Source organism: Pseudomonas sp. AC112 (assembly GCF_979253545.1).
In genome coordinates this window covers 4,492,157-4,518,814 of record NZ_CEEDCM010000001.1, presented here as the reverse complement: position 1 = coordinate 4,518,814, position 26,658 = coordinate 4,492,157, and the positions used below count along the sequence as shown (strand labels likewise).

Genomic DNA, 26,658 nt, shown 5'->3' with positions numbered 1-26,658 from the left:
GCTCCTTCATATATTGCTGGTCAGGCTCATCAGCGGCAGCATGATCGCCAACATGATCACCGCCACCAGCACCGCCATGACCACGGTCAGGGACGGCACCAGTGCAGCGAGCAGGCGGTCGATGCCGCGCTTGGCGTCGACGTCGAAAACGTCGGCGACCTTGAGCAGCATGCTGTCGAGTTCGCCGGCCTGTTCGCCGACTTCAATCATTTGCAGGGCCAGTTCGGGCAGCAGCGGCTGGCTGCCAAATGCGCTGGCGAGGGTGCCACCGCCCTTTACCGATTCCGCCGCATGCCCCACCTGGGCCTGCAGCGCACGGTTGGTGCAGACTTGCCGCGCAATCACCAAGGCCTGCAGCAAGGCCACGCCATTGCTCAGCAGCGTGCCAAGGGTGCGGGTCAGGCGCGCCGCTTCGACGCGTTGCAGCAACGGGCCAATCACCCGGATGCCCAGCAGGCGCCGGTCGTATTGCTCCCGAAACGCTGGGTCGCGCAGGCGGGCGGCCCATAGCCAACCGGTCAGGATCAACCCGGCCAACAGCGCCAAGCCATAGGTGCCGAGGAACTCTCCGAGGGCGAGGATCACCTCGGTGATCAATGGAATCGGCACGCCCAGGTCCTGGAAGATCGGCACGAACTGCGGCACTACATAGGCCAGCAACAGCGCCAGGGAACCGAGCACGCCCACCACCAGGAAGGCCGGGTAGATCAGGGCGTTGACCACTTCGCCGCGCAGCCGCTGACTGCGTTCCAGGTAGTCGCTGAGTTGGCGCAGGGTGTTTTCCAACGCGCCACCGGCCTCCCCGGCGCGCACCATGCTCAGGTACAACGGCGAGAAACTGCCGCCCTCTTGTTCCAGCGCTGTCGATAAGGGCTTGCCCGCCTTGACGTGATCGCGGATGCGTTCGATCAACGCGCGCACCGGGGCTGGGCCGGGTTGCTTGAGCAACAGGTTCAACGCGCGTTCAAGAGGCTGGCCAGCCCCCAGCAACGTTGCCAATTGCTGGGTAAAACTCACCAACGCCTGGCCCTTCATTTGCCCACGTGCAGTGCGCAGCAGCGGGCTGCCGGCCGCTTCAATCTGCAACAGCAACAGGCCGCGCTTGTGCAGGATCGCCACCGCAGCGGCTTGATCCGGCGCTTCCAGCGTACCGTTCTGCGACACCCCCTGGCTGTCCAGGGCGCGGAATTTGAAGAGACTCACGCGCCCTCTCCACGGGTCACGCGCAGCACTTCTTCCAGCGAAGTGACCCCCGCCAGCGCCTGGCGCAACCCTTCTTCATGCAGGGTGCGCAAACCGGCACGGCGGGCGGCCTGCTCAAGGGTGGCGGCGTCGGCGTGGCGCATCAGCAGGCCGCGCAGTTCGTCGTTCATTACCAGCAGTTCGGTGATGGCGCTGCGGCCGTGGTAGCCCCCGCGGTAGAGCAGGATCGGGCGCTGTTCGGTCAGGCGATCCAGGCCATGTTCGGCGATCAGTTCGGGCGGTGCTTCAAAGGCCACGCGGGTGGCAGGGTCCAGACGCCGCACCAGGCGCTGGGCGAGGATGCCGCTGACGGTCGAGGCGATCAGGTAGCTTTCCACGCCCATGTCCAGCAGCCGCGTGATACTGGCAGCGGCGCTGTTGGTGTGCAGGGTGGAGAGCACGAGGTGGCCGGTGAGGGACGATTGGATGGCGATACGGCAGGTTTCCAGGTCGCGGATCTCGCCGATCATGATCACGTCCGGGTCCTGGCGCACGATGGAGCGCAGCGCCCCGGCGAAGTCCAGGCCGATGGCGGGCTTGACCTGGATCTGGTTGATGCCTTCGAGCTGGTATTCCACCGGGTCTTCCACGGTGATGATCTTGCGCTCGGCAGTGTTGAGCCGCGACAGCGCGGTGTAGAGCGTGGTGGTCTTGCCGGAACCGGTGGGGCCGGTGACCAGCAGGATGCCGTGGGGCCGCTCCAGCAAATCGAGAAAGGCGGCCAGGCGCTGGCCATCGAAGCCCAGGCTGGGAAAGTCGAACTGCACGGTTTGCCGGTCGAGCAGGCGCATCACCACCGACTCGCCGAAACTGGTCGGCACCGTGGACACCCGCAGGTCCAGCTCCTTGCCCTGGATACGCAGCATGATGCGCCCATCCTGGGGCAGCCGACGCTCGGCGATGTCCAGCCGCGCCATGATCTTCACCCGCGAGATCACCGCCGCCGATGAGCTGGCGGGCGGTGCTTCGGCGTCATGCAGCACACCGTCGATGCGGTAGCGCACCTTGAGCTGGTTTTCGAAGGGTTCGATATGGATGTCCGAGGCACGCTGTTCGACCGCACGCTGCAGGATCAGGTTGACCAACCGGATCACCGGCGCTTCGGAGGCCATGTCCTTGAGGTGTTCGATATCTTCCTGGGCGCCGCCCTGCTCATCGAGGTTTTCGATCAGCGTGCCCATGGCCGAGCGGCCCTGGCCGTAATAGCGCTCGATCAACGTATCGACTTCATTGCGCGGGCCGATCGCCAGCCACACCGGCACTTGGCACGCATAGGCCAGGGCCTGGAACGGATAGAGCTGCGCCGGGTTGGCGGCGAGCACCCGCAGGCCGCCCTGGGTCCAGCCCATGGGCACTACCTGGTAGTGACGCATGAAGCGTTCGGTCAAGACGGGCAAGGGATCAAGCAACGGCGGCGCAGCGTCGGCCAGCAACAGCGGCGCCCCGAGCAACGCTGCCCAGGCGCGGGCCAGTTCGACTTCAGAGACCAGGCCCAGGCGCGTCAGCAGGCTCAGCAGGTCGTCCGTGGACAGGCGTCGGGCGCGCTCCAGGTCGACGGTTTTCAACCCGGCATGCTGCATCAGCCACGCGCACACCTGTTCGGTGTGCGGGATCTGCATCTGGCAGGCATCGATAGGCGCTGACGACATAATTTTGAGGTATCTAGTGTTGCGGGAAAGTATGGCTATTTGGAACTACCGAAAGATGCCATTAGTTAGCCACAACCCAAGCGAGAGTAAGCCGGGGTTATCGACTGGAAGTTATAGCGCTAGTTCCTGAGAGAGGGGAATAAAATAAACACAATGACCAACAAGCCCGGGACAGAGCCTTAGCAGCTAATAGCCATCACTTCACTAGTTGCAATTAGCCACTTACGCGCTTTCACGCGCAATTAAACGGCATTCCAATAAATTCAACCGGCTTACTTCATGTTCAACGGGTAGCACCCCCAGACTTTCAAGTACGCGCGTCGCGGCCAATACACCAATTTCCAACGCTGGCGGTTTGATGGTGCTGAGGCTCGGCAACAGCATTTCGGCAAACGGATAATCACCAAAACCAAGCACCGCGCAGTCCTGCGGGATCTTCAGCCCGGCACGTTGCCCCGCCAACAAACCACCGGCCGCCAGGTTGTCGTTGGCAAAGAAGATCGCATCCGGCGGCGTGGCATGGCTCATCAGCACTTGCATTGCCTGTTTGCCCGCTTCGAAAGGCGCGCGGTCGGCGTCGGGGGCAAAGACCCAGGGCTGCACGCCCAACTCGGTCAGGGTGGCGGCGAACCCTTCGCCCCGCTCCCTCGCGCTGAAGTCCCCTGTCGCACTGTTCTGCACGAAAGCGATACGCCGATAGCCCTGGCCGTGCAGGTAACGCGCGGCGGTGACGCCCACGTCGTAGTGGGAAAAACCGATCTGCAACGGCGCACGCTCGGGCACGTAGTCCCAGGTTTCCACCACCGGTATATCCGCGTCGGCGATCATCTTCTCGGTGCCGAAGCTGTGGAAACGACTGGTCAGCACCAGCGCCGCCGGCGACCAACCGAGGAATGCGCGCACTGCGCTTTCTTCCTGCTCGGCGCTGAAGTAACTCGACGCCAACAACAGCTGGTACCCGTGCCGACTGAGGGTGTCGCTGAAGCCCTGGATGGTGTTGGCAAAGATCGGCCCCGAGATGTTCGGGATCACCATCGCCACGATGCGCCCGCGCGCCGAGGCCAGCCCACCAGCCACCAGGTTGGGCACGTAACCCAGCTCGGCCACCACCTCGGCAATCCGTTCACGCCGCTCCGGCGATACCTGCTCCGGCTGGTTGAAGTAGCGCGACACGGTAATGGCCGACACCCCGGCCTGGCGGGCCACGGTGTCCAGGGTGACGCGCCCGGCGCCACGGCGCTTGCGCGGTTTGTCTTCACTCACGGGATGATCCTGTTAAAAACCAAAAAGAATATAGGACTAATTTTTGAGTATTTGACGTTCTAAACCAGACCTACCAATAATGCCGATGTTAGCGCTAACAAAGCGCGCTGTCTGCTACTCGCTCGAGCGAATGCCCAAGACATTTTCACAGGCGCTGGCGGTCGCAAGAACCGCAGCGGTTCAGGGCATTCTTTTGAGCGGACACAGCATGCACACACACGCGCACTTATTACTCCTTGCCGGTTTGACCGCCCTTCCCGTGGCCACGACCTTTGCTGCCGACGAGCCGCAAGCCACCCTCAAAGCGGTGACCGTTACCGCCACCCGCCGCGAAGAATCGCTGCAAAAAGTGCCGGTGGCCGTCTCGGTCCTCGATGGCGAACAGTTGGAACGCGACAACCGCAACGGCGTGGCGAGTATCGCTCAACAAGTGCCGTCGCTGAACTTCCGCACCGGGGCCTCCAACAAAGACACCTCGTTGTTCGTGCGCGGCGTGGGCACCATTTCCACCTCCCCCGGCGTCGAGCCCACGGTTGCCACGGTGATCGACGGCGTGGTCTACGCCCGCCCCGGGCAGGCCACCCTCGACCTGCTGGACCTGGAACGCATCGAAGTACTGCGCGGCCCGCAAGGCACTTTGTTCGGCAAGAACGCATCGGCCGGCGTGCTGAATATCACCAGCAAGGCGCCCACCGCCGAGACCCACGGCTATATCGACCAGTCGTACTACAGCGGCAACGAAAGCCGCACCCGTTTCGGCATCGGCGGCAGCCTGGTGCCGGAGGTGCTCAAGGGGTCGATCAGTACGCTGTTTGGCAGCTACGACGGCAACGTGGACAACAAGCACAACGGCCAAGAGGTCAACGGCTACAACCACAAAGGCATTCGCGGCAAACTGGAATTCACGCCCAATGACGATGTGAAGCTGACCCTGATCGCCGACTACATGCAGTCCCACGACGATGCGCCGAATGGCGTGGTCAGCAAGTCCCTGACCCCGGCGTTCGCCAACGCGCTGAGCCCGGTGCGGGCGTCCAGCGACAACCGCGACATCAACACCGATACCCGCAGCCATGTGGAAGACACCAACAAGGGTTTGTCGGCGCAACTGGACTGGAACCTCGGCGACTACACCCTGACGTCGATCACCGCCTGGCGCGGCTGGGACAACACCCAATACCAGGACGGCGACCGTCTCGGCACCGTTACGGCGGCCTTCCCCGGTACCGCCGACAAGGGCGAGCTGGACTTCAACCAGTACTCCCAGGAACTGCGCCTGGCCTCGCCCAAGGGTGAATTTGTGGAATACGTTGGCGGCCTGTTCTACATGCATGGCAAGGACGAAGAGACCTATCAACGCACCCTCACGACCACCGCACGCACCGACCGTGGCATCGCCGACTACAGCACCACTAACGACAGCTACGCGGTGTTCGGCGAAACCACGCTGAACTTCACCTCACGCTTTCGTGGCATCGCCGGCCTGCGCTACACCCACGATGACCTGAAATACGATCACCGCCGCGTCTCTACCTCCGCCACTACGGTCAGCGGGATCCAGCCGGCCACCTCCAGTTCGGGCTCGGTGGACGAAGACGGTTGGTCCGGTCGCCTGGGCGTGCAATACGACCTGACCGACAGCATCACCAGTTACCTCACCTACTCCCGTGGCTACAAAGGCCCGGCGTACAACGTGTTCTTCAATATGCAGCCGCGCGACACCGACGCGCTCAAGCCGGAAACCTCCAACACCTGGGAAGCCGGGATCAAGGCCACGGCGTGGAACCACCGCCTGACCACCAACCTGGCGGTGTTCCACAGCGATTACGACAACTACCAGGCCAACTTTTTCGACACCGTCGCCGGCCAGGTGGTGACGCGCCTGATCAACGCCGGCAGCGTCAGCACCGAAGGCGTCGAACTGGATTACGCCTTGCAGGCCACCCAACAACTCAAGCTCTCCGGCGCCCTGGCCTACACCCGCGCGCGCATCGACGAATTCGCCTGCCCGGCGGGTGCGGCCGCCACGTGCAACGTAAACGGCAAGCCGCTGCCCTTCAGCCCGGACTGGAAAAGCTACGTGCGCGCCGACTACAGCATCCCGCTGGATAACGGCCTGGACATCGAACTGGGTACCGACTACAGCTGGCAGAGCGAAGTGCAGTACGACATCAGCCAGAACGTCGACACTAAGCAAGGCGCCTATGGCATCTGGAACGCCAGTGTGGCCCTGGCCGACTACAGCAATGGCTGGCGCGTCGCGTTGCTGGCCAAGAACCTCGCCGACAAGTCTTACTCGCCATTGCTGGCCAGTGGCGGCAACTACATCTACCGCGCCGTGCCCCGTGACGATGAACGTTACTTCGGCGTGCAACTGCGCAAGGATTTCTAAGCATGAGCCGTCAATTGAAACTCGGCGCCTTCCTCATGGCCACCGGGCACCACGTCGCCGCCTGGCGCCACCCGGACGTGCCGGCGGATGCCGGGCTGGACTTCGCCCAGTACAAACACCTGGCACGCGTGGCCGAAGCGGCGAAGTTCGATGCGCTGTTCGTGGCCGACAGCATTGCCGCGCCTACGGGTGAGATCGCCCGTCACATGGCGCGCTCGGATCATTTCGAACCGCTGACCCTGCTGTCGGCGCTCAGCGCCGTGACCGAGCACATTGGCCTGATCGCCACGGCGACCACCACCTACAACGAGCCCTACCACGTGGCGCGCAAATTCGCCTCGCTGGATCACCTGTCTGGAGGCCGCGCGGGCTGGAACCTGGTGACCTCGGATGCCGCTGCCGAAGCGCAGAACTTTGGCCGTGATGAACACCTCGGCCACGCCGAGCGCTACAGCCGAGCCAGGGAGTTTCATCAGGTGGTGACGGGGTTGTGGGACAGTTGGGAGGACGATGCCTTCGTGCGTGACAAGGCCAGCGGCAATTACTACGACCCGGCAAAGCTGCACGTGCTGGAGCATGTCGGCGAGCATTTTCGCGTCAAAGGCCCGCTGAACGTGGCGCGCTCGCCCCAGGGCCACCCGGTAATCGTGCAGGCCGGCTCCTCGGAAACCGGGCGTGAACTGGCGGCGCAAACCGCCGAGGTGGTGTTTACCGCGCAGACATCGCTGGAAAATGCCCAGGCGTTTTATGCCGATCTCAAGGCGCGCCTGGGCCGGCATGGACGTGAGCCGGATTCGCTGAAAATCATGCCGGGGGTGTTTGTGGTGGTGGGCCAGACCGAAGCCGAGGCCCAGGCGAAATTCGAGGCGTTCCAAGACCTGGTCGAGCCGGAAGTGGGTGTGGCCTTGCTGGGGCGCATGCTGGGCAACTTCGACTTGTCTGGCTACCCGTTGGACGGGCCGTTGCCGGCGTTGCCGTTGACTGACAGCGGGCAACGCAGCCGCCAGCAATTGCTCAGTGACCTGGCCCACCGCGAGCAACTGACACTCGCCCAATTGGGCCGGCGGATTGCCGGTGGACGCGGGCATTACAGCCTGATCGGCACGCCCGCACAGATTGCCGATGAGCTGCAGCGCTGGTTCGAAGGTGGCGCCGCCGATGGTTTCAACATCCTGGTGCCGCACCTACCGGGCGGGCTGGAGGATTTCGCCCAATGGGTGGTGCCCGAGCTGCAACGGCGCGGCCTATTCCGAACCGAATACACCGGCTCGACCTTGCGTGAGAACCTCGGTTTGGCGCGCCCCGACAATCGCTTCAAAAAGGAGGAGGCATGAAGATTCCAGCACTGTTACTGACCCTGCTGGCCGTCACCCACACCGCTCTGGCGGCCGACCCCGCCACGCTGCGCATCGGCTACCAGAAAGGCTCCATCGCCCTGGTGCTTGCCAAGGAGCACGGCCTGCTGGAAAAGCGCTTCCCACAGACCGCCGTGAAGTGGATCGAATTCCCCGCCGGCCCGCAGATGCTCGAAGCGCTCAACGTGGGCGCACTGGATGTGGGCTCCACCGGCGACATCCCGCCCCTGTTCGCCCAAGCTGCCGGGGCCGACCTGCTCTACATCGGCGCCGAACCGCCCAAGCCCAGCGCAGAAACCATCCTGGTGCGCAACGACAGCCCGCTGCACTCAGTGGCGGATTTGAAGGGCAAGAAAGTTGCGTTCCAGAAGGGCTCCAGTTCCCATAACCTGATCCTGCGCGCCCTGAACAAAGCCGGGCTGAGCTACAAAGATATCCAGCCGGTGTACCTGCCACCTGCCGACGCACGCGCGGCGTTCGAACAAGGCAGCGTGGACGCCTGGGCCATCTGGGAGCCTTATTCGTCCCTGGCCCTGAGCCAGAGTCCCAGCCATGTACTGGCCAATGGCGAAGGCCTCGGTTTATCAGGACCGGTGTATACCGCCCGGCGTGAGTACGCGAAGACCAACGGAGCATTTGTGCACCACGTGCTCGATGAACTCAGCGCGGCCGAAGCCCTCACCCGCAGCCAGCGTGAAGACAGCCTCAAGGTGCTGACCGAATTCATGGGCCTGCCCGCCGAAGTAATTGCACGCTACATGGACAACCGCCCGCCTTCACCGATCCTGCCGATTGATGAAAAAATCATCCAGGCACAGCAGGCGACGGCGGACCTGTTCTACCAAAACCGGTTGCTTCCCAAGGCCATCGACGTGAAGCAAGCTGCTGCTCTGTAAGAGCCGGCGATGGCAGCCCGCCCCCAAACCACGATGCGAAGCGAGTCGCTCTTGATCTTGATCTCGCTTTTGATCCTAGACGCCCCGTCAAACACGCTGGCCGGAATTCGACAGGGATTTGGGGGGTAAACCGGCAGGGATGCCGGTTTAGCCGCCCCGCGCCATGGAGGGCGCGTGGCGGCGGCCCCCCAAATACCTGTCGGATTACGGGCACACCGAGCCTAAGCGAGGTGCCGAGTGTTGGGGCGAAGGCCTTTTGCTTACTTTTGGGCCTTTCCAAAAGTGAGCCGCTGTAAGAGCGGAACCCTAGGCGGCCGTTACCTAAATAACGGATATGTACCCGGTCAGATCCAACATCAAGGTCGGCTGTCAGGCCGCCTTCGCAGGCAAGCCAGCTCCCACATTTGGATTGCGGGGTGACAGTTAGATTGTGGTCGGCTGTCGGGCCGCCATCGCTGGCAAGCCAGCTCCTACAGTTAGATCGCGGGGTGACAGTTAGATTGTGGTCGGCAGTTAGGCCGCCTCCGCAGACAAGCCACACACTTTCAACCAAGCCAGGCTTAAAGCCGTGTGCTTTTTTCGATCAAACACATCGGCGTACCTGCCACCGGCTCACTCATCACCCGCACCTGCACCTCAAACACCTGCCGCATCAACCCGACACTGATCACCTCCCCCGGCGCCCCATCGGCCACCAACTGGCCGCCATGCATCACCGCCAAGTGATCGGCGTAGCGACAGGCCTGGTTGATATCGTGGAGCACGGTGATCACCGTCTTGCCTTCAGCCGCCAGCTCGCCCATCAGGTCGAGCAATTCGACCTGATGGCTGATGTCGAGATAAGTGGTAGGTTCGTCGAGCAGCACCACCGGCGCGTTCTGCGCCAACACCATGGCCAGCCAGGCCCGTTGACGCTGGCCGCCGGACAGGTCCGCCAGGGCGCGGTCGGCCAGGGTGTCCAGTTCCAGGCGTTGCATGGCCTGGGTGACATGGGATTGATCGTTGCCGCTCAGGCGCCCCCATAGCGAATTGTGCGGGCTGCGGCCATAGGCAACCAACTGGCGCACGCTGACGCCTTCCGGCACCGGCAACACCTGGGGCAAGAACGCGATCTGCCGCGCCAATTGGCGGGCGGACAGGCTCGCGTAGGCCTGGCCATCCAGGGTCAATTCACCCTGGGTCGGCTTGAGAATGCGGGCGAAGGCCTTGAGCAAGGTGGATTTGCCGCAGCCATTGGGACCGATCAGGGCGGTGACCTTTCCGGCGGGCGGCGCAAAGGACAACCCCTGCACGATACGCGTGGTGCCGTAGCCGATATCCAGCTCGCGTGCTTGAAGAATACTCATGTCATCAGCCCTTGAACCGTGCCAGCAACCAAAGAAAATACGGTGCACCGATCACTGCGGTAAGCACCCCGGCGGGGATTTCACTGGGCGCGATCAAAGTACGCCCCAGCGTATCGGCCAGCACCAACAACAGCGCGCCAATCAGCATCGCGGCCGGCAGCAGCCATTGGTGATGCCCACCGACCAACCGGCGCGCCATGTGCGGCGCCACCAGGCCGATAAAACCAATCGGCCCGATCACACCCACGCCAAGGCTGGTCAACACTACCGCGCACGCCATTGCCAGCCAGCGCGTGCGGCCCAGGGCCGTGCCGAGGCTGTGGGCGGCTTCATCACCGAGGGCGATCAGGTTCAGCGGCTTGGCCAGGCACAGGCCCAGGGGGATCAGCACCAGGAACGGCAGCACCAACGCCACATGGTGCCAGTTGCGGCTCCACAGGCTGCCAGTCAGCGCGAGCAAGGCGGTGTTGATATCCAGCGGGTGGGACAGGATCAGGAATTCGGTGACACTGGACAGGGTCACCGCAATCGCCACGCCGGAAAGCGCAAAGCGCACCCCGGAAAAACTCATCCCGGTGTTGTACAGCGCCAGCAGCAACGCGCCACCGGCACCGCCCAGGCAGGCCACCAGCGGCAGCCAGGCAATCGGCAAATGCGGCCAGCCGATGATCGCGACGGTCAGTGCCAACCCGGCGCCCTGGGTCACACCGAGTATCTCCGGCGAGGCCAACGGGTTGCGGATCACGCCCTGCACAATGGCGCCGGCAAGGCCGAAGGCGCAACCGGCCAGGATCGCGATCAGGCTACGTGGCAGGCGGTGGTTCCACACTTCGAAATCGAGGGCGTCGTGGGCCAGCAGGCGCTCCAAAACAGTATGCGGCGTGAGCCACAAGGTACCGGCGCAGAGGCTGACCAGGGTGGCCAGCAGCAACAGGCCGAGCAGCAGCCAGAGGCGCAGTCGTGGGCGGATCATAGGGCGCGCCTGGCAAGAAAGAGGAAGAACGGTGCGCCGATCAGGGCAGTGACCACGCCGGCCGGGGTCTCCACCGGAAACGCCACGGCGCGGCTGAGCAGGTCGGCGCCCAGTACGATCACAGCGCCCAATGCCGCGCTCAGCGGGATCAGCCAGCGGTAGTCATTGCCGAGAAACTGGCGAAGGATATTCGGTGCGATCAGCCCGACAAACCCGATCGGCCCCACCGCACACACGCTCGCCCCCACCAGCAGCAAACTGGCGATAAACACCTGCAGGCGCAGGCTGGCGATGCCCACGCCCAGCGAGCGGGCGGCGTCTTCACCGAGGTTGATCAGGTTCAGCCGCGGTGCACACCAAAGGGCCCACAGGCCGCCGATCAAGGTGCATGGCCACAGCAATTGCACTTGCGCGGCGCCGACATTCGCCAAGGAACCGGCCAGCCAGTTGAGCACGCTTTGCGCCTGGGCCTCGACCAGGATCACCGTGAGCCGGGTCAAGGCCGCGCACAATGCCGCCACGGCCACGCCGGCCAATACCAGGCGGCCTTGGGCGGTGGTCGGCGACCACGCGCCGCCGAGGCTGAATACTGTGACCCAGGCCAGCGCGCCACCCAGGCAGGTCATCAACAACGCACCGCCCGCGAAGGGTGGCGCGACCAACCCAGTGGAAAACAACGCCAACCCCAGCGCCGCCCCCGCCGTCACACCAAACAAGGAGGGTGAAGCCAGCCGGTTGCGGGTAATGCCCTGCATCAACGCGCCGGCCAGGCCCAGGCACGCACCGACCAACGCCGCGCACACCGCACGCGGCACCCGCAACTGAGCGACAATATACGCCATGTTGCCGCCCACGCTGCCCTGATGCACCAGGCCATTCCATGCGTCCGTCGCGGTAAGCGTGAACGGCGACCAGCTGTACAGCGAACACCAGAACAACCCAGCGCCTAACAACAGGATGCCAATGGCGGCGAAACTGCGTTGCACGGTTATTGGCTCAATACGGCTTTGCCGCCCTTGAGAATCGCCAGCGCGTCTTCGGCGATCTGCTCCGACGCCAGCACGCCACGGTTGCGCGCCCAGCTGTCGCCGTCCACTTCGGCTACGTGCTTATTGCGCACCGCACCGAGTACTTGCCACAGCGGCTGCTTGCTCCAGCTGTCGACAATGCTGGGGCGACGGTAGTGCCCGACCAGCAACCAGCCAGGGTCGAGGGCCAGCAGTTGCTCCAGGCTGACGAACTCGGTGGGCGCGGCGTTGGCGCGCACCGATGGAACCTTCAGGCCGATGGCTTCGAGCACGCTGCCGGCATAGGAGTCCGGACCGTGCACGGAGAAGCTGTCCTCACGCGCCACCCCGAACAACACGCTGGCGCCGGCGGGGATCTGTTGCGCAATGACCTTGAGGTTTTCACGGTTCTGCTGGATGCGTGCTTGCATCTGCGCGCTCTTGCCGAGGGCTTTACCGATCAGCTCGGCGGATTTCAGGCTGCCCTGGTAATCCTCGCCACGCGAGGGCAGCAACAGCGTCGGCGCGATGCTCGCCAGGTCGCTGTACAAGGCCTGGTGGCGGTTGAGGTCGGCCACGATCAGGTCCGGCTTGAGCCGGGCGATTTCCTCGATGCTCGGCTGCGAGCGCAGGCCCACGGACGTCCACTGGCCGATGGCCTGGCGCACACGGGGCAACACACGGTTGGCATCGCCATCATCGGCAGCGCCAACCGGCGTTACGTCAACGGCGGCCAGGCTGTCGAGGAAGGAAAACTCCAGCACCACCACACGTTTGGGCGCATCGGGCAGATGCACCGCGTGCTGGCCGTCGTTGAGGTCGATGGGGGCGGCGCTCAGCAGGCTTGAAGACAACGCCAACACGCAGGCGGCAAGGGTGGGGATGGAGCGCAGCATTCGCATGACAAGGACCTCGGCGTTAAAACACCCCAGCTAGACAGGCCGGGGAAAACGGCGGGTACTATTCCATATCGAGGCGGCGTGATCAAAAAACATTCTCATTTATACCCCGCCGTCCTGTGTAGGAGCCGGCTTGCCGGCGATTCAGACACCTCGGTGTGCCATGGCTACCGAGGTGGTGCTATCGCCGGCAAGCCGGCTCCTACAGTTTATCGGTGCTTAGAAGTCGACGGTGGCGGAAAGCAGATAGGTACGCGGCGTCGACAAGGTCAGCCCCGGCTCGCTATCGTCCGACGCACCCGCCGAGCTCCAGTAGCGCTTATCGGCGACGTTCTCCACATTCGCTCGCAAGGTGATGTGTTTATCGTCCACCTTGAACCCGTAGCGCGCCCCCACGTCGAGGCGGTTCCAGGCGTCGATTTCCTTGACGTTGGACTGGTCCAGGTACTGCGAGCTGGAATAGATCCCACGGCTGGTCAGGGTCAGGCCTTCGAGGCCCGGCACATCCCATTCAGCGCCCAGGTTGACGTTGTACTTGGGCGTGGCCGGGGCGCGGTTGCCGTCCCAGGTGCCGTTGATGGTGTCTTTCAGCTCACTGTCGATGTACATCACCCCACCCAGCAGGCGGAAGCCCTTGAGCGGTTCGCCGAACACACTCAGTTCTACGCCTGAGTTCTCGCGCTTGCCGTTAGGCCCGAATACACGCGTGGTGGCGTTGGTTTCATAGGCCGGCTGCTTGATGCGGAACACGGCGGCGGTCACGGCGAATGCGCCGGCGTCGTACTTGGCGCCCACTTCCACCTGGCGGCTGATGAACGGCGGGAAGATTTCGTCTTCGTTTCTTGAGGTAGAGGGCGCGATCTTGCCCTGGCTCAGGCCTTCCATGTAGTTGGCGTACAGCGACAGCTTGTCGGTGGCCTTGAACAGAATGCCACCCGACGGCGAGACCTTTTCTTCATCGTAGGCGGTGCGGCCTTTGACACCGTCGCTCCAGTCATCCACCTTCACGCGCTGCCAGCGCGCACCGAGGGTGAGCAGCAGGCGGTCGTCAAAAAAGCCCAGGGTGTCGGACAAGGCCACGCCGCTGAACTTGTTTTCGGTGTAGACCTTGGCGTCCTGGCGGGTAGCGGTGGACGGCGTCGGCGTTTGCACCGGGTTGTAGAGATTGCTCGGCGCCGCCCCATAGCGTGCGCCACCGTTGGTGAAGTCCATATCGAAGTAGCTGGCGGCGAGGTTGACCTCATGGCTCACCGGCCCGGTATGGAACCAGTTGCGCACACCGGCCGTGTAGGTGCGCACGTTTTCATCACGGGTAAAGTCCCGTGGCTGCACGCTGAAGTCACCCGCCGCGTTGGTCACGGACACCGCGTGACGCAGGAAATCATGGTTGCTTTTACGCGCGCCCACACCGCCGTAGAGCATCACGTTATCGCTGAGATCGTACTCACCGTTGAACGTCCCGAACGTGTCATTGGTGCTGGCCTTGCTCCAGGACTGCGCGTAATTGCGACGCACGTCGTTGGCACTCGGCACCGGGGCCGCCGCCGCGACTTGCACGCGCTCCTGCGGGGCATCGGTGTCGCGCTCGGTGTGGCCGATATCGGTGGAAAGGCGCAGACGCTCGCCGCGAAAATCCAGGCCCAGCACGGCCATTTCGCGATCGACGCTCTGGTGGTCCCACTCGGTATCGCCGGACTGCTTCACGCCGTTGAAACGAATGCCGAACTGGTTGTCTTCGCCAAAACGTCGGCCGATGTCGACCGCGCCGCCCGCCTGGCTGTCGGAGGCCCAGTTGCCGGTAAACGAGTTGATGTCCTTGTCGGTGGCGCGCTTGGGCACCACGTTGATCCCACCGCCCACGCTGCCGCGCGGAGAGATGCCGTTGATCAACTGGCTCGGGCCTTTGAGGATGTCGACGCGGTCGGCCATTTCCATGTCGATGGTGTAGGTCGGCAGCACGCCGTACAGGCCGTTGTAGGCCACGTCACTGTTGAACAGGCTGAACCCGCGAATGGTGAACTGCTCGTAACGCCCGCCGGCCGGGTTGGTGGCGCGCACCGAAGGGTCGCTGGCGATCAAGTCGCCCAGGGTGCGCGCCTGTTGGTTCTTCACCGCATCGGCGGTGTAGGTGGTGATGCTGAACGGGGTCTCCATGAAGTCCCGCGTGCCCAGCATGCCCTGGGCCGTGCGGCGTGCAACCTGGCCGCCGGCATAGGTGTCGCCGTCATATAGGCCGGTGGTGCCGAGGATCGAGGTGGGCGCTAATTCCAGGCTGCTGCCCTCCGGCGCCGGTATCAGCCTGTAGCCCTGCTCACCCATTGGCTGCAATTGCAGGCCGGAGCCCTGCAGCAAGCGGGCAAAGCCCTCCTCTACCGCATATTCGCCAGACAACCCGCTGCTGGTTCGACCACTGACCAGCGCCGGGTCTACCGACAGGTTGACCCCCGACAGCCCGGCAAAACGCGTCAACGCCGCACTCAGGCTGCCGGCCGGTACCTGGTAGCTGCGGCGGCTGGCGGTGTCTTCGGCGTAGCTGACAGCGGCGAATAACGGGCTGGCGCTGAGGCTCAGCATCAGGCTCAGTTTCAGCAACGGGCGCAAGCGCAAGGGTCGGACTGCGGGCATTGGAGGAAGCTCTCGATGATGTTCACTTACCTGGAATGACAGGCGAAGTGAAAAAAGGGGACAGCCGCCGCCGACATTTTTTTAACAGCTTCAGTACACAGATACAGGATCCCAGCCAGCCGGCAGGTTCATGAACATTGCTTTAAGAAGGAACTCTGCGATGTCCCACAAGGTCGGGTGATGTACGCATTTTCCTTTTAACTGCACGGCAGGGTCGGATGAAACAGATATCTTTGGCGGGTACCGAGCCTGCTGGTCATACCCGGCCGGCTGCGCAGGCACGCCGTTCAGGACCACGGGTTTCGAACAATGGCGAACTGGACCTGCACGCCTTTGAGTCCTGCCGGAACACCGAATCCGGCGCCGTGTTTATCGTCGCCTCAGGCTTGTCCGCACAGTCGTTCCCCGTCGAGAAATTCGCGCACGTGCCGATGATCACGATGAACGGCGCTATCTCAATGTTCCTGGACACTGACGTTAAGCCGTATTTCTACGCCTGTACGGACAGAAGCTTTTCCGAGCAGCAACCGGCGTTATTCAAACACGCCATGGCTGTCAGCCAACGAGTCGCGCTGTGGGAGGATCACGCACGGTCTTCACAGGCTCGCCCGACCGGGCGGCTATACCCGTTGACCAAAGCCAAGAGACCCTCCTGGCTGGAGTCGGTGCTGGGCAAGCACAGCGCCTTGGTCGTCAACCACCCCCTGCTGCCGAGTCGTGAAAGACCGCTTGGGTTCAGCAAAGACATGAGCGAGGGCTTCTTCGACGCCCGAACCGTGGCCTACCTGGCCATACAGCTGGCGTTTCACGTCGGATTCACTCAGGTCTTCCTGGTGGGCGTTGATCTGGACCAGAACGCCGGCAGGTTCTACGAGAATCGCGACACCACAAACTCTCCCTGCGGCCTTGATCAACACTACTTCACACGCATATTGCCGTCGTTTGAGCTGATGTCCGCAAAGGTCATGGGCAACGACTTCATGGTCTACAACCTGTCTGACACCTCAAAAATCCCGGACAGTGTCGTCCCGCATGTCACCCTCGCGGACGTTGAGGCCATGCTCGCTTAGGGCGATGAACGCCAGAAACGAGAAAGGGGACCAACTACCTAGGTAATTGGTCCCCTTTCGGAATAATGGTCGGGACGGAGTGATTCGAACACTCGACCCCTAGCACCCCATGCTAGTGCGCTACCGGACTGCGCTACGCCCCGACTAGGCGTGTTACTGGGTTCGCTTCTTGACGAAGCGATCCGGAATATACCGCAAGCTTTTGAAATGTGGAAGTATTTTAAAAGCCGGAATTACTTTTTCAACACCACCAGCACATCTTCGAGTTCGGAGATCATCTGGCGGATCAGTTGCTTGTATTGGGTGGTGTCGTCTTTGGCTTCATCACCGGACATGCGCTGGCGCGCGCCGCTGATGGTGAACCCCTGGTCGTACAGCAACGCGCGGATCTGTCGGATCATCAGCACATCCTGGCGCTGATAATACCGACGGTTCCCAGTGCGTTTGACGGGGTTGAGTTGAGGAAACTCCTGCTCCCAATAGCGCAGCACGTGCGGTTTTACCGCACAGAGCTCGCTGACTTCACCAATGGTGAAGTAGCGTTTGCCTGGGATGACGGGTAGCTCGTCGTTATGACTTGGTTCCAGCATAAGCCTCAACTCGGGCCTTCAACTTCTGCCCTGGACGAAAGGTGACCACACGGCGAGCCGTGATCGGGATTTCTTCTCCCGTTTTTGGATTGCGGCCAGGCCGCTGGCGTTTGTCCCGCAGGTCAAAATTGCCGAAACCGGACAACTTGACCTGTTCGTTGTCTTCCAGAGCGTGTCTGATCTCTTCAAAAAACAGCTCGACCAATTCCTTGGCCTCGCGCTTGTTCAGACCCAACTCTTCGTACAGACGTTCCGCCATCTCAGCTTTCGTCAAAGCCCCCATACGTCACTTCCTTAACGTGGCGTTCAACCTTTGTTCGAGCGAGGTGAGGATATTTTGTGTCGTGGTATTCACCTCATCGTCATTAAGAGTGCGCGATGGATGCTGCCAGGTCAAGCCAACTGCAAGGCTTTTTCTATGCGGATCAATACCTTTACCCTGATAGACGTCAAATAGCCTGAGGTCTGTCAGCCATTCCCCTGCATTTTCACGGATTACATCCAGAACAGCAGTGGCGGCCACTTCGCGGTCGGCAATCAACGCCAGGTCACGACGCACTTCAGGGAAGCGCGACAACTCGCTGAATTTAGGCATTTTGCCCGAAGCGACTTCAGCCAGGACCAGTTCGAACACGAACACCGCACGGTCGAGACCGAGGGTTTTCGACAGTTCAGGGTGAATGGCACCGACGAAGCCCACCAAACGGCCTTCGCGCTCGATGCGTGCCGTCTGGCCCGGGTGCAACGCCGGGTGGCTGCCAGCGACGAAGGTGAACGCGTCCAGCGCACCGGCAAAGCCCAGCACAGCTTCCACGTCAGCCTTGACGTCGAAGAAGTCCACGGCATCGCGGCCCTGCGCCCAGCCTTCCGGCAGGCGGCTACCGCACACCACACCCGCCAGCATTGGCTCTTGCTTCAGGCCGTCGAGTTGGCCGACGAAACGCAGGCCGCTCTCGAACATGCGCACGCGGTCTTGTTGGCGGTTCAGGTTGTGGGAAAGCGCTTTCACCAGGCCTGGCCACAGTGACGAACGCATGGCCGCCATGTCGTTGGAGATCGGGTTGGCCAACAGCAGCGGTTCGACGCCTGGGTTGAACAGCTCGAACTGCTTGGGATCGATGAAGCTGTAGGTCACTGCTTCCTGGTAGCCACGGGCAACCAGCAGGCGACGCAGTTCAGGCAAGTGCGCACGCGCCTCAGCCTTGGGTTGCGGCGCCAGGCGCGCTTGCGGGTAACGAACTGGCAGACGGTTGTAACCGTAGAGACGAGCGAGTTCTTCGATCAGGTCAACTTCCAGGCTGATATCGAAGCGGTGGCTTGGCACTTCAACGGTCCACTGCCCTTCCCCGCCAGCGGAAATACCCAGGCCGAGGGCGGACAATAGTTGTTCGATTTCAGCCGGCTCAATCACCAGGCCGAGCATCTGCTCGACACTTTTGGCACGCAGGGTGATCGGCGCAACAGACGGCAGGTACTGCTCGTTGACGGTTTCGGTGATCGGACCCGCTTCGCCACCGGTGATCTCCAGCAGCAGGCCAGTGGCGCGCTCCATGGCTTCACGCGCCAGCTTCCAGTCCACGCCGCGCTCATAGCGGTGCGATGCATCGGTGTGCAGGCCGTAGGAACGGGCTTTGCCGGCGATGGCGATCTGGTCGAAAAATGCACTTTCAAGGAACAGGTCACGGGTGGTCTCGGACACACCGCTGTGCTCGCCACCCATTACGCCGGCAATCGCCAGGGCACGGGAGTGGTCGGCGATGACCAGGGTGTCGGCACGCAGGCTGACTTCCTGACCATCAAGCAACACCAGTTTCTCGCCTTCTTCGGCCATGCGTACGCGGATGCCGCCGTTGATTTCGGCAAGGTCGAACGCGTGCAGCGGCTGACCCAGTTCCAGCATCACGTAGTTGGTGATGTCGACGGCAGCGTCGATGCTGCGTACGTCAGCACGGCGCAGGCGTTCAACCATCCACAGCGGGGTTGGCTTGGACAGGTCGACGTTACGGATCACACGGCCCAGGTAACGCGGGCAGGCGTTTGGCGCCAGCACGTCAATCGGGCGTACTTCGTCGTGCACAGCCGGCACGGCGGCAACCACTGGACGGGTGACCGGGGCGTTGTACAGCGCGCCCACTTCACGCGCCAGGCCAGCCAGGGACAGGCAGTCGCCGCGGTTCGGGGTCAGGTCGACCTCGATGCTGGCGTCTTCCAGGTCAAGGTAAACGCGGATGTCCTGGCCCACTGGCGCATCGGCCGGCAGCTCCATCAGGCCATCGTTGCCCTCGCCGACCTGCAGCTCCGCCTGGGAGCACAGCATGCCGTTGGACTCAACGCCACGCAGCTTGGCCTTCTTGATTTTGAAGTCGCCCGGCAGCTCGGCACCGATCATGGCGAACGGAATCTTCAGGCCCGGACGCACGTTTGGCGCTCCGCACACGACCTGGAAGGTTTCCGCGCCATTGCTGACCTGGCACACACGCAATTTGTCGGCATCGGGGTGTTGTTCGGTGCTTAGCACCTCGCCCACGACCACACCGCTGAAAACACCGGCGGCCGGCGTAACGCTATCGACCTCAAGACCGGCCATCGACAGACGCGCAACCAGCGCGTCGCGATCTACCTGCGGGCTTACCCAGCCACGCAGCCATTGTTCACTGAATTTCATCCTGCTCTCCTAAAGATTCGTTACGACTAGCGAAATTGCGCGAGGAACCGCAAGTCGTTGTCGAAGAACAGACGCAAGTCGTTCACGCCGTAACGCAGCATGGCCAGACGCTCAACGCCCATGCCGAAGGCAAAGCCCGAGAACTCTTCCGGATCGATGCCGGACATGCGCAGCACGTTAGGGTGAACCATGCCGCAGCCCATCACCTCAAGCCAGCCGGTCTGTTTGCAGACGCGGCAGCCTTTGCCGCTGCACATCACGCATTCCATGTCGACTTCAGCGGAGGGCTCGGTGAACGGGAAGAACGATGGACGGAAACGCACCGCCAGTTCCTTCTCGAAGAACACCCGCAGGAATTCTTCGATGGTGCCCTTGAGGTCGGCGAAGTTGATGTCGCGATCAACCAGCAGGCCTTCGACCTGGTGGAACATCGGCGAGTGGGTAATATCGGAGTCGCTACGGTACACACGGCCTGGGCAGACGATGCGGATCGGCGGCTTGTTCGCTTCCATGGTGCGGACCTGTACCGGCGAGGTATGGGTGCGCAGCAGCATGTTCGCGTTGAAATAGAAGGTGTCGTGCATCGACCGGGCCGGGTGATGGCCTGGGATGTTGAGCGCCTCGAAGTTGTGGTAGTCGTCTTCGACCTCAGGGCCTTCGGCGATGCCGTAGCCGATGTGGGTGAAGAACTGCTCGATACGTTCCAGAGTCCGGGTGATCGGATGCAGACCGCCCGAGGCCTGGCCACGGCCAGGCAAGGTGACGTCAATGGACTCGGCGGCGAGTTTGGCCGCAAGATCGGCCTCCTCGAGCGACGCCTTGCGCGCATTGAGCACCTCTGTAACACGCTCCTTGGCGACGTTGATCAGCGCACCGACTTGCGGACGCTCTTCAGCCGGCAAATTCCCCAGGGTCTTCATCACCTGAGTCAATTCACCTTTCTTGCCAAGGTAGTGAACCCGGATTTGCTCCAGGGCATTTACATCTTCAGCGCTTTGCACAGCCTCAAGGGCTTGAGCGACGAGCGCGTCCAGGTTTTCCATGTACAGACTCCAGATACAAAATAGGGGAAGAGCTTGAAGGCTCTTCCCCTATTTATGACGTTTAACACCTTGGGCTACAGCGTAACCCAGGGTGACTGTCGGGGGTACTTAAGCCAAGGTGGCTTTAGCTTTCTCGACAATCGCAGCAAACGCCGCTTTTTCGTTCACTGCCAGATCAGCCAGAACCTTACGGTCGATCTCGATGGACGCTTTTTTCAGGCCAGCGATGAAACGGCTGTAGGACAGACCGTTAACACGTGCACCAGCGTTGATACGAGCGATCCACAGAGCGCGGAACTGACGTTTTTTCTGACGACGGTCACGGTAGGCGTATTGGCCTGCCTTGATTACCGCTTGCTTGGCAACACGGAATACGCGTGAACGCGCGCCGTAGTAGCCTTTAGCAAGTTTCAGAATTTTTTTGTGACGTTTACGGGCAATGACGCCACGCTTTACACGAGCCATGAGTTACTTCCTCTATTCTTGATCCAAAAATTAACGAAGGCGCAGCATGCGCTCGACTTTTGCCACGTCAGACGGATGCAGCAAGCTGCTACCGCGCAGTTGACGCTTACGCTTGGTCGACATTTTGGTCAGGATGTGGCTCTTGAAAGCGTGCTTGTGCTTGATACCGTTAGCAGTTTTCAGAAACCGCTTAGCAGCACCACTTTTAGTCTTCATCTTTGGCATGTTCGGATACTCCGCATTCAGTTGATAAACATAATCAGAAGGCCTGCCGTGCCCTGTTGATTACTTCTTCTTTTTCGGGGCGATGACCATGATCAGCTGGCGTCCTTCCATCTTAGGATGCTGTTCGACCGAACCGTACTCGAGCAGGTCAGCTTCAACCCGCTTGAGGAGTTCCATCCCCAGCTCCTGGTGGGCCATCTCACGGCCGCGGAATCGCAAGGATACCTTGGCCCTGTCCCCATCACTCAGGAAACGTACCAGGTTGCGCAGTTTTACCTGGTAATCCCCTTCCTCCGTCCCTGGACGAAACTTGATTTCTTTTACTTGAATCTGCTTCTGGTTCTTCTTCGCCGCGGCAACCTGCTTCTTCTTTTCGAAGATCGACTTGCCGTAGTCCATCACCCGGCATACGGGTGGGATTGCATCGGCGGAGATTTCCACCAGGTCCAATTTGGACTCTTCTGCAATACGAAGCGCTTCATCAATCGAGACGATGCCAATCTGCTCGCCGTCAGCGCCAATTAACCGAACCTCGCGTGCCGAGATATTCTCGTTGATCGGGGCTTTCGGTGCAGCTCGTTTATCTTGTCTCATTTCACGCTTAATAATAATTACTCCGAATCTGGGCGACCACGCCGGGAAACCGCTTGCGCGAGGAACTCAGCGAACTGGGCGACGGGCATCGAGCCCAGGTCAGCACCTTCACGAGTACGCACAGCGACAGTCTGCATCTCGACTTCCCGATCTCCGATAACCAAAAGATAGGGAACCTTGAGCAAAGTATGCTCGCGGATTTTAAAGCCGATCTTTTCATTTCTCAAGTCGGACTTGGCACGAAATCCGCCTTCGTTGAGTGTTTTTTCAACTTCAGCGGCAAAATCTGCCTGTTTATCAGTGATATTCATGATCACTGCCTGGGTCGGAGCCAGCCACGCAGGGAATGCTCCCTCGTAGTGCTCGATCAGGATCCCGACGAACCGTTCGAACGAGCCAAGGATCGCCCGGTGCAGCATAACCGGGTGTTTACGGCTGTTGTCTTCGGAGACGTATTCGGCTCCCAGACGGATCGGCAGGTTAAAATCGAGCTGCAGGGTACCACACTGCCAGACGCGGCCAAGGCAATCTTTCAACGAGAACTCGATCTTCGGACCGTAGAAAGCGCCCTCACCCGGTTGCAGGTCGTACGCAAGCCCCGCACTGTCCAGCGCTGCAGCCAGTGCAGCTTCGGCGCGGTCCCATAGTTCGTCAGAGCCGACACGTTTTTCCGGACGAGTGGACAGTTTCATTTCGACTTCGGTAAAGCCGAAATCGCGATAAACATCCATGGTCAGCTTGATGAACGCGGCGGATTCAGCCTGCATCTGCTCTTCGGTGCAGAAGATGTGGGCGTCGTCCTGGGTGAAGCCACGCACGCGCATGATGCCGTGCAGCGCACCCGATGGTTCGTTACGGTGACAGGCACCGAACTCTGCCAGGCGCATCGGCAACTCGCGGTAGCTCTTCAGGCCTTGGTTGAACACCTGCACGTGGCAAGGGCAGTTCATTGGCTTGATCGCGTAGTCGCGGTTTTCCGACTGGGTGGTGAACATGTTGTCGGCGTAGTTGGCCCAGTGCCCGGATTTTTCCCAGAGGCTACGGTCAACAACCTGGGGCGTCTTGATCTCCAGGTAGCCGTTGTCGCGCTGTACTTTGCGCATGTACTGCTCAAGCACCTGGTACAGGGTCCAGCCGTTCGGGTGCCAGAACACCATGCCCGGCGCTTCTTCCTGGAGGTGGAACAGGTTCAGGCGCTTGCCGATCTTGCGGTGGTCGCGTTTCTCGGCTTCTTCGATGCGCTGGATGTAGGCGGCCAATTGCTTCTTGTCAGCCCACGCAGTGCCGTAGATCCGCTGCAACTGCTCGTTCTTCGCGTCGCCACGCCAGTAGGCGCCGGACAGCTTGGTCAGCTTGAACGACTTGAGGAAGCGCGTGTTTGGCACGTGCGGGCCACGGCACATGTCGACGTATTCTTCGTGGTAGTACAGGCCCATGGCCTGCTCGTCCGGCATGTCTTCCACCAGGCGCAGCTTGTAGTCTTCGCCACGGGCGGTGAACACGTCGATCACTTCGGCGCGCGGCGTGACTTTCTTGATCACGTCGTAATCTTTTTCGATCAGCGCGTGCATGCGCTGCTCAATGGCAGCCAGGTCGTCCGGGGTAAAAGGACGCTCGTAGGCGATGTCGTAATAGAAGCCTTCTTCAATGACCGGGCCGATTACCATCTTCGCGGTGGGGTACAGCTGCTTGACCGCATGGCCAATCAGGTGCGCGCAAGAGTGGCGAATGATCTCCAGCCCCTCTTGATCCTTGGGCGTGATGATTTGCAGGCTGGCGTCACTGGTGATCAGGTCGCTGGCGTCGACGAGCTTGCCGTCGACCTTGCCGGCCACGGTGGCCTTGGCCAGGCCTGCACCAATGGATGCGGCGACCTCGGCTACGGAAACCGAATGATCGAATGAACGTTGACTGCCGTCGGGAAGAGTAATAGTTGGCATGGCGCCTCCTCTCCTAGTGGTGACCCCTACCAAAGGTCACGTGGGTTGGGATGAGCCAGTACAAGATCCAACACCAGGCCGTTCAGTGATGAACGCCTGCCTTACAGCGGCAGGAGCCTTTCGGCCAACCGATAATCGAACCAGAGTGACTGGAGTGAGCTAAAAAGAACCTGGCAAGGCGGCAATTGGCACGCCTGGAAATAGCCAAGCGCAAGATGCTAGCACAGATGAACGGTCATCGCGGCGCTGCTATCTTGCGTAACGACAAAATCCGGCCTTTATAGCTGCAAAAGTGAACTTGAGCTGTACGCAATGCCTCAAACCCACTGAGAATCGCCGTTCGTCCTCGACCCAAAGGAGCATCCTCATGATGCGTTTTACCTCTACCCTCGCTCTCGCCGCTTCCCTGACCCTCCTTTCCCTCGGCGCGCAGGCAGCAGCCCCGTCGAACTGGCCAGCCGGTGCTCGCGACAGCTTCGTCAGCGATTGCAGCGCAGCTGCCAGCCAGAACGTAGACGTCAAAACTGCCAAAGCCCACTGCGAATGTGGCGCCGACAAGATCAACGCTGAATTGAGCACTGCCGAAATCAAAGAGCTCATGACCAACCAGAACGCCAGCCCGGAGCTTAAAAACAAAGCTGTCGCGGCTATTTCGTCCTGCAAAGTCGTGAAGAAAAAGTAAGATCTGCCACTGATCACACGGCTTTTTTACGGGTAAAACGGCCCGAAAACTGCCATTTCTCACAAATTACGCAGCTTTTACGGCTTTTTTTACCAGTTGATATTTCGAGCCAAAGCCCCGTAGATCGGGGCTTCCAGCCGAAAAAGGTACTAAACGCAACGCTATTGATTAGCAAACAATGCCTTGGGGGGGCTCCCAAGCCGAACATTTCGACTATGATAGCCCGGTGTGCCCAGTTGGCCTGAGCAGCACAGCACTACTGAAAATATATGTTTCTTGGAGATACACCATGTCTAATCGCCAAACCGGCACCGTTAAATGGTTCAACGATGAAAAAGGCTTCGGCTTCATCACTCCTCAAGGTGGCGGTGACGACCTGTTCGTACACTTCAAAGCTATCGAAAGCGACGGTTTCAAAAGCCTGAAAGAAGGCCAAACCGTTTCCTTCGTGGCTGAGAAAGGCCAAAAGGGTATGCAAGCTGCACAGGTTCGCCCAGAGTAAGTTCTGCGCTGAGCTAAAAAAAACCCCGTCCATGTGACGGGGTTTTTTATGGGCACTGCAAAAGCCTTGAACGACTTAGCCGCAGTTGACCCGCGTGATCACCAGGTTGTCATCGGTGTTCAGGTTCAGGCGATCGGAGCGATACTCCAGGGTGATCATGTCGTTCGGTTTGAGGATGCGTGCGTTCTGCGCACCGGCACGGGTACGTGCCTGCTCCAGCAACTGGGGCGAAGCTTTCTGGCCGATCGTGAATTCGGCGGCCTTCGACTCACAGCGGCTATGACCGGCATCGGCCACGGCGGCGTCTTTGGCTGGCTCAGAGGCACCCGGGGTGCTGCAACCCGCCAACGCGAGTGCTGCCAACAAAGTACCGAATGATGCGAGCTTCCAAGGCATGAAGCCTCCTATGATAAAAAATGGACAGAGATCGTGCGACAGCGGTCGGGCGGATTGGTTTCAAGACGTAAACCGCCGCTGGGCAAGTCTGCCTGACTCTCGGCAGGCATTCGCCCGGTCAATCGTGACCAGATATGAATGTATTCAGTAGATGTCGATGTAGTCGAACGCCGGCTTCGGCCAGTTTTCCTTCAGCGCATTGAAAATCTGCGTCACCCAGACTTCGTCGCTGGCGGCCACATTGCCTACGTACCCGGAACCCTTCGCCCAGGTCTCCAGGCGAAACAGCAGCCCGTCGATGTCCACGCCACCCACGACCCTCCCTGAGGAGATATAGGCTATCCCGGCCTTGGTCACCCGCAATTGGGCATGTTCGTCGTCACTGGCACTGGCGAGAAGCTGGCGCACATTCGCCAGCGTCAGGTTCTCGGGGTTGTTCAAGTCGATCTGCACGTGGTGTTCCCCGGCAATTAAACAGGCGGACAGTGTCGCACAGCGCCGCCGTCATTCCGAATCGCCTCATGCCTAAGTATCAGTGCCAAACCCGATACAAAATGGTTAACTGGGCCGGTAAGAACCGCGTTCCAGCGCATTGCCCAGCACTTTCAGCCCCGCGAGACAGTCATGACCACCGTAACGCTCCAAGCCGACATCAAAGCCAAGTGGCCCCAAGGACAGAGCTCCTACAGCCCTGGAAGCCCAGAAGAATTGGCGATCATTGGTATCGACCTGCTGGTCAAGGAACTGGGTACACAAGCGGCACAAGCGTTCATCGGCCAGATATTCGAGAAATATCCGGCCGATCACATGGGAGCACACGACCCCGAGCGCGAATAAGA

At 61.0% G+C, this 26,658-nt stretch carries 25 protein-coding genes and 1 tRNA gene; 7 read left to right on the top strand and 19 right to left on the bottom strand.

Annotated features, from left to right (window positions below):
* Positions 1-6: 6 nt before the first annotated feature.
* From gspF to AC0IYN_RS21060, 3 genes are all read right to left on the bottom strand, one after another.
* Positions 7-1,203, bottom strand: a complete 1,197-nt coding sequence (gspF, locus tag AC0IYN_RS21070; RefSeq protein WP_471843031.1) for a type II secretion system inner membrane protein GspF — start codon at positions 1,201-1,203, stop codon at positions 7-9.
* Positions 1,200-2,891: a type II secretion system ATPase GspE gene (gene gspE, locus AC0IYN_RS21065; RefSeq protein WP_454197894.1), complete on the bottom strand. Its 1,692-nt coding sequence runs from the start codon at positions 2,889-2,891 to the stop codon at positions 1,200-1,202. The genes gspF and gspE overlap by 4 nt, the downstream gene beginning before the upstream one ends.
* A 222-nt stretch (positions 2,892-3,113) precedes the next feature.
* Complete coding sequence (locus AC0IYN_RS21060) at positions 3,114-4,154, bottom strand: LacI family DNA-binding transcriptional regulator (protein WP_471843029.1); 1,041 nt, start codon at positions 4,152-4,154, stop codon at positions 3,114-3,116.
* 208 nt (positions 4,155-4,362) lie between these two features.
* Here AC0IYN_RS21060 and AC0IYN_RS21055 point away from each other — a divergent pair, with 208 nt between their 5' ends.
* From AC0IYN_RS21055 to AC0IYN_RS21045, 3 genes are read left to right on the top strand one after another with little or no spacing between them, the layout of a single operon-like run.
* Positions 4,363-6,546, top strand: coding sequence for a TonB-dependent receptor (locus AC0IYN_RS21055; protein ID WP_457240300.1), 2,184 nt, complete (start codon positions 4,363-4,365; stop codon positions 6,544-6,546).
* Positions 6,547-6,548: 2 nt separating this feature from the next.
* Entirely contained in the window at positions 6,549-7,880 is a 1,332-nt protein-coding gene (locus AC0IYN_RS21050) for an LLM class flavin-dependent oxidoreductase (RefSeq protein WP_406598299.1), read from the top strand.
* Positions 7,877-8,797, top strand: a complete 921-nt coding sequence (locus AC0IYN_RS21045) for a sulfonate ABC transporter substrate-binding protein (RefSeq protein ID WP_457240302.1) — start codon at positions 7,877-7,879, stop codon at positions 8,795-8,797. The genes AC0IYN_RS21050 and AC0IYN_RS21045 overlap by 4 nt, the downstream gene beginning before the upstream one ends.
* A 560-nt stretch (positions 8,798-9,357) precedes the next feature.
* Here AC0IYN_RS21045 and fecE read toward each other — a convergent pair.
* The 5 genes from fecE to AC0IYN_RS21020 all read right to left on the bottom strand — a co-directional run bounded on the left by fecE (position 9,358) and on the right by AC0IYN_RS21020 (position 15,647).
* Positions 9,358-10,143 carry a Fe(3+) dicitrate ABC transporter ATP-binding protein FecE gene (gene fecE, locus AC0IYN_RS21040; RefSeq protein ID WP_078049383.1) on the bottom strand — a complete coding sequence of 262 codons (786 nt, stop codon included), beginning with the start codon at positions 10,141-10,143 and terminating at the stop codon, positions 9,358-9,360.
* Between the two features lie 4 nt (positions 10,144-10,147).
* Positions 10,148-11,116 carry an iron chelate uptake ABC transporter family permease subunit gene (locus AC0IYN_RS21035; protein WP_471843026.1) on the bottom strand — a complete coding sequence of 323 codons (969 nt, stop codon included), beginning with the start codon at positions 11,114-11,116 and terminating at the stop codon, positions 10,148-10,150.
* The gene (gene fecC, locus AC0IYN_RS21030) at positions 11,113-12,102 is read right to left on the bottom strand and encodes an iron-dicitrate ABC transporter permease FecC (protein WP_078049385.1); all 990 of its coding nucleotides are present in this window, start codon (positions 12,100-12,102) and stop codon (positions 11,113-11,115) included. Before fecC ends, AC0IYN_RS21035 begins: the two co-directional genes overlap by 4 nt.
* 2 nt (positions 12,103-12,104) lie before the next feature.
* Positions 12,105-13,019: a Fe(3+) dicitrate ABC transporter substrate-binding protein gene (locus tag AC0IYN_RS21025; RefSeq protein WP_406598338.1), complete on the bottom strand. Its 915-nt coding sequence runs from the start codon at positions 13,017-13,019 to the stop codon at positions 12,105-12,107.
* 222 nt (positions 13,020-13,241) lie between these two features.
* Entirely contained in the window at positions 13,242-15,647 is a 2,406-nt protein-coding gene (locus AC0IYN_RS21020; RefSeq protein WP_471843023.1) for a TonB-dependent siderophore receptor, read from the bottom strand.
* Positions 15,648-15,865: 218 nt separating this feature from the next.
* On the opposite strand from AC0IYN_RS21020, the gene AC0IYN_RS21015 reads away from it, so the two are divergent.
* A complete protein-coding gene (locus AC0IYN_RS21015) occupies positions 15,866-16,717 on the top strand; it encodes a lipopolysaccharide biosynthesis protein (RefSeq protein ID WP_406598303.1) in 852 nt (283 codons plus the stop codon).
* Positions 16,718-16,783: 66 nt separating this feature from the next.
* On the opposite strand, the gene AC0IYN_RS21010 is transcribed toward AC0IYN_RS21015, so the two are convergent.
* The 9 genes from AC0IYN_RS21010 to thrS form a co-directional block, all read right to left on the bottom strand.
* Positions 16,784-16,860, bottom strand: a tRNA-Pro gene (locus tag AC0IYN_RS21010).
* A 90-nt stretch (positions 16,861-16,950) separates the two neighbouring features.
* Positions 16,951-17,307: a MerR family transcriptional regulator gene (locus AC0IYN_RS21005; RefSeq protein WP_003174972.1), complete on the bottom strand. Its 357-nt coding sequence runs from the start codon at positions 17,305-17,307 to the stop codon at positions 16,951-16,953.
* Positions 17,288-17,590, bottom strand: a complete 303-nt coding sequence (gene ihfA, locus AC0IYN_RS21000; protein ID WP_002553164.1) for an integration host factor subunit alpha — start codon at positions 17,588-17,590, stop codon at positions 17,288-17,290. The genes AC0IYN_RS21005 and ihfA overlap by 20 nt, the downstream gene beginning before the upstream one ends.
* A gap of 3 nt (positions 17,591-17,593) precedes the next feature.
* Positions 17,594-19,972: a phenylalanine--tRNA ligase subunit beta gene (pheT, locus tag AC0IYN_RS20995; protein ID WP_457267374.1), complete on the bottom strand. Its 2,379-nt coding sequence runs from the start codon at positions 19,970-19,972 to the stop codon at positions 17,594-17,596.
* 26 nt (positions 19,973-19,998) lie between these two features.
* Entirely contained in the window at positions 19,999-21,015 is a 1,017-nt protein-coding gene (gene pheS / locus AC0IYN_RS20990; protein ID WP_003192486.1) for a phenylalanine--tRNA ligase subunit alpha, read from the bottom strand.
* Between the two features lie 108 nt (positions 21,016-21,123).
* Positions 21,124-21,480, bottom strand: a complete 357-nt coding sequence (rplT, locus tag AC0IYN_RS20985) for a 50S ribosomal protein L20 (RefSeq protein ID WP_002553161.1) — start codon at positions 21,478-21,480, stop codon at positions 21,124-21,126.
* Between the two features lie 30 nt (positions 21,481-21,510).
* Positions 21,511-21,705: a 50S ribosomal protein L35 gene (gene rpmI, locus AC0IYN_RS20980; protein ID WP_002553160.1), complete on the bottom strand. Its 195-nt coding sequence runs from the start codon at positions 21,703-21,705 to the stop codon at positions 21,511-21,513.
* A 60-nt stretch (positions 21,706-21,765) separates the two neighbouring features.
* Positions 21,766-22,317, bottom strand: a complete 552-nt coding sequence (gene infC, locus AC0IYN_RS20975) for a translation initiation factor IF-3 (RefSeq protein ID WP_015884933.1) — start codon at positions 22,315-22,317, stop codon at positions 21,766-21,768.
* The gene (thrS, locus tag AC0IYN_RS20970) at positions 22,317-24,239 is read right to left on the bottom strand and encodes a threonine--tRNA ligase (RefSeq protein WP_471843019.1); all 1,923 of its coding nucleotides are present in this window, start codon (positions 24,237-24,239) and stop codon (positions 22,317-22,319) included. Before thrS ends, infC begins: the two co-directional genes overlap by 1 nt.
* A 367-nt stretch (positions 24,240-24,606) precedes the next feature.
* Here thrS and AC0IYN_RS20965 point away from each other — a divergent pair, with 367 nt between their 5' ends.
* The gene (locus AC0IYN_RS20965) at positions 24,607-24,921 is read left to right on the top strand and encodes a hypothetical protein (protein WP_016978147.1); all 315 of its coding nucleotides are present in this window, start codon (positions 24,607-24,609) and stop codon (positions 24,919-24,921) included.
* A gap of 289 nt (positions 24,922-25,210) precedes the next feature.
* The gene (locus AC0IYN_RS20960; protein ID WP_003179963.1) at positions 25,211-25,423 is read left to right on the top strand and encodes a cold-shock protein; all 213 of its coding nucleotides are present in this window, start codon (positions 25,211-25,213) and stop codon (positions 25,421-25,423) included.
* Positions 25,424-25,498: 75 nt separating this feature from the next.
* Here AC0IYN_RS20960 and AC0IYN_RS20955 read toward each other — a convergent pair whose 3' ends face one another.
* Both AC0IYN_RS20955 and AC0IYN_RS20950 read right to left on the bottom strand, forming a co-directional pair.
* Positions 25,499-25,819, bottom strand: coding sequence for an I78 family peptidase inhibitor (locus AC0IYN_RS20955; RefSeq protein ID WP_025857833.1), 321 nt, complete (start codon positions 25,817-25,819; stop codon positions 25,499-25,501).
* 144 nt (positions 25,820-25,963) lie between these two features.
* A complete protein-coding gene (locus AC0IYN_RS20950) occupies positions 25,964-26,272 on the bottom strand; it encodes a hypothetical protein (RefSeq protein WP_071492213.1) in 309 nt (102 codons plus the stop codon).
* Positions 26,273-26,443: 171 nt separating this feature from the next.
* Here AC0IYN_RS20950 and AC0IYN_RS20945 point away from each other — a divergent pair, with 171 nt between their 5' ends.
* Entirely contained in the window at positions 26,444-26,656 is a 213-nt protein-coding gene (locus tag AC0IYN_RS20945) for a hypothetical protein (protein ID WP_010209115.1), read from the top strand.
* The last annotated feature ends 2 nt before the right edge of the window (positions 26,657-26,658 follow it).

Coding starts and splice junctions, on each gene's coding strand:
- gspE (WP_454197894.1), bottom strand. CDS start 2,891: ATGTCGTCAGCGCCTATCGATGCCTGCCAGATGCAGATCCCGCACACC.
- AC0IYN_RS21055 (WP_457240300.1), top strand. CDS start 4,363: ATGCACACACACGCGCACTTATTACTCCTTGCCGGTTTGACCGCCCTT.
- AC0IYN_RS21050 (WP_406598299.1), top strand. CDS start 6,549: ATGAGCCGTCAATTGAAACTCGGCGCCTTCCTCATGGCCACCGGGCAC.
- AC0IYN_RS21045 (WP_457240302.1), top strand. CDS start 7,877: ATGAAGATTCCAGCACTGTTACTGACCCTGCTGGCCGTCACCCACACC.
- fecE (WP_078049383.1), bottom strand. CDS start 10,143: ATGAGTATTCTTCAAGCACGCGAGCTGGATATCGGCTACGGCACCACG.
- AC0IYN_RS21035 (WP_471843026.1), bottom strand. CDS start 11,116: ATGATCCGCCCACGACTGCGCCTCTGGCTGCTGCTCGGCCTGTTGCTG.
- AC0IYN_RS21025 (WP_406598338.1), bottom strand. CDS start 13,019: ATGCTGCGCTCCATCCCCACCCTTGCCGCCTGCGTGTTGGCGTTGTCT.
- AC0IYN_RS21020 (WP_471843023.1), bottom strand. CDS start 15,647: ATGCCCGCAGTCCGACCCTTGCGCTTGCGCCCGTTGCTGAAACTGAGC.
- AC0IYN_RS21015 (WP_406598303.1), top strand. CDS start 15,866: ATGAAACAGATATCTTTGGCGGGTACCGAGCCTGCTGGTCATACCCGG.
- AC0IYN_RS21005 (WP_003174972.1), bottom strand. CDS start 17,307: ATGCTGGAACCAAGTCATAACGACGAGCTACCCGTCATCCCAGGCAAA.
- ihfA (WP_002553164.1), bottom strand. CDS start 17,590: ATGGGGGCTTTGACGAAAGCTGAGATGGCGGAACGTCTGTACGAAGAG.
- pheT (WP_457267374.1), bottom strand. CDS start 19,972: ATGAAATTCAGTGAACAATGGCTGCGTGGCTGGGTAAGCCCGCAGGTA.
- pheS (WP_003192486.1), bottom strand. CDS start 21,015: ATGGAAAACCTGGACGCGCTCGTCGCTCAAGCCCTTGAGGCTGTGCAA.
- rplT (WP_002553161.1), bottom strand. CDS start 21,480: ATGGCTCGTGTAAAGCGTGGCGTCATTGCCCGTAAACGTCACAAAAAA.
- rpmI (WP_002553160.1), bottom strand. CDS start 21,705: ATGCCAAAGATGAAGACTAAAAGTGGTGCTGCTAAGCGGTTTCTGAAA.
- thrS (WP_471843019.1), bottom strand. CDS start 24,239: ATGCCAACTATTACTCTTCCCGACGGCAGTCAACGTTCATTCGATCAT.
- AC0IYN_RS20965 (WP_016978147.1), top strand. CDS start 24,607: ATGATGCGTTTTACCTCTACCCTCGCTCTCGCCGCTTCCCTGACCCTC.
- AC0IYN_RS20960 (WP_003179963.1), top strand. CDS start 25,211: ATGTCTAATCGCCAAACCGGCACCGTTAAATGGTTCAACGATGAAAAA.
- AC0IYN_RS20955 (WP_025857833.1), bottom strand. CDS start 25,819: ATGCCTTGGAAGCTCGCATCATTCGGTACTTTGTTGGCAGCACTCGCG.
- AC0IYN_RS20945 (WP_010209115.1), top strand. CDS start 26,444: ATGACCACCGTAACGCTCCAAGCCGACATCAAAGCCAAGTGGCCCCAA.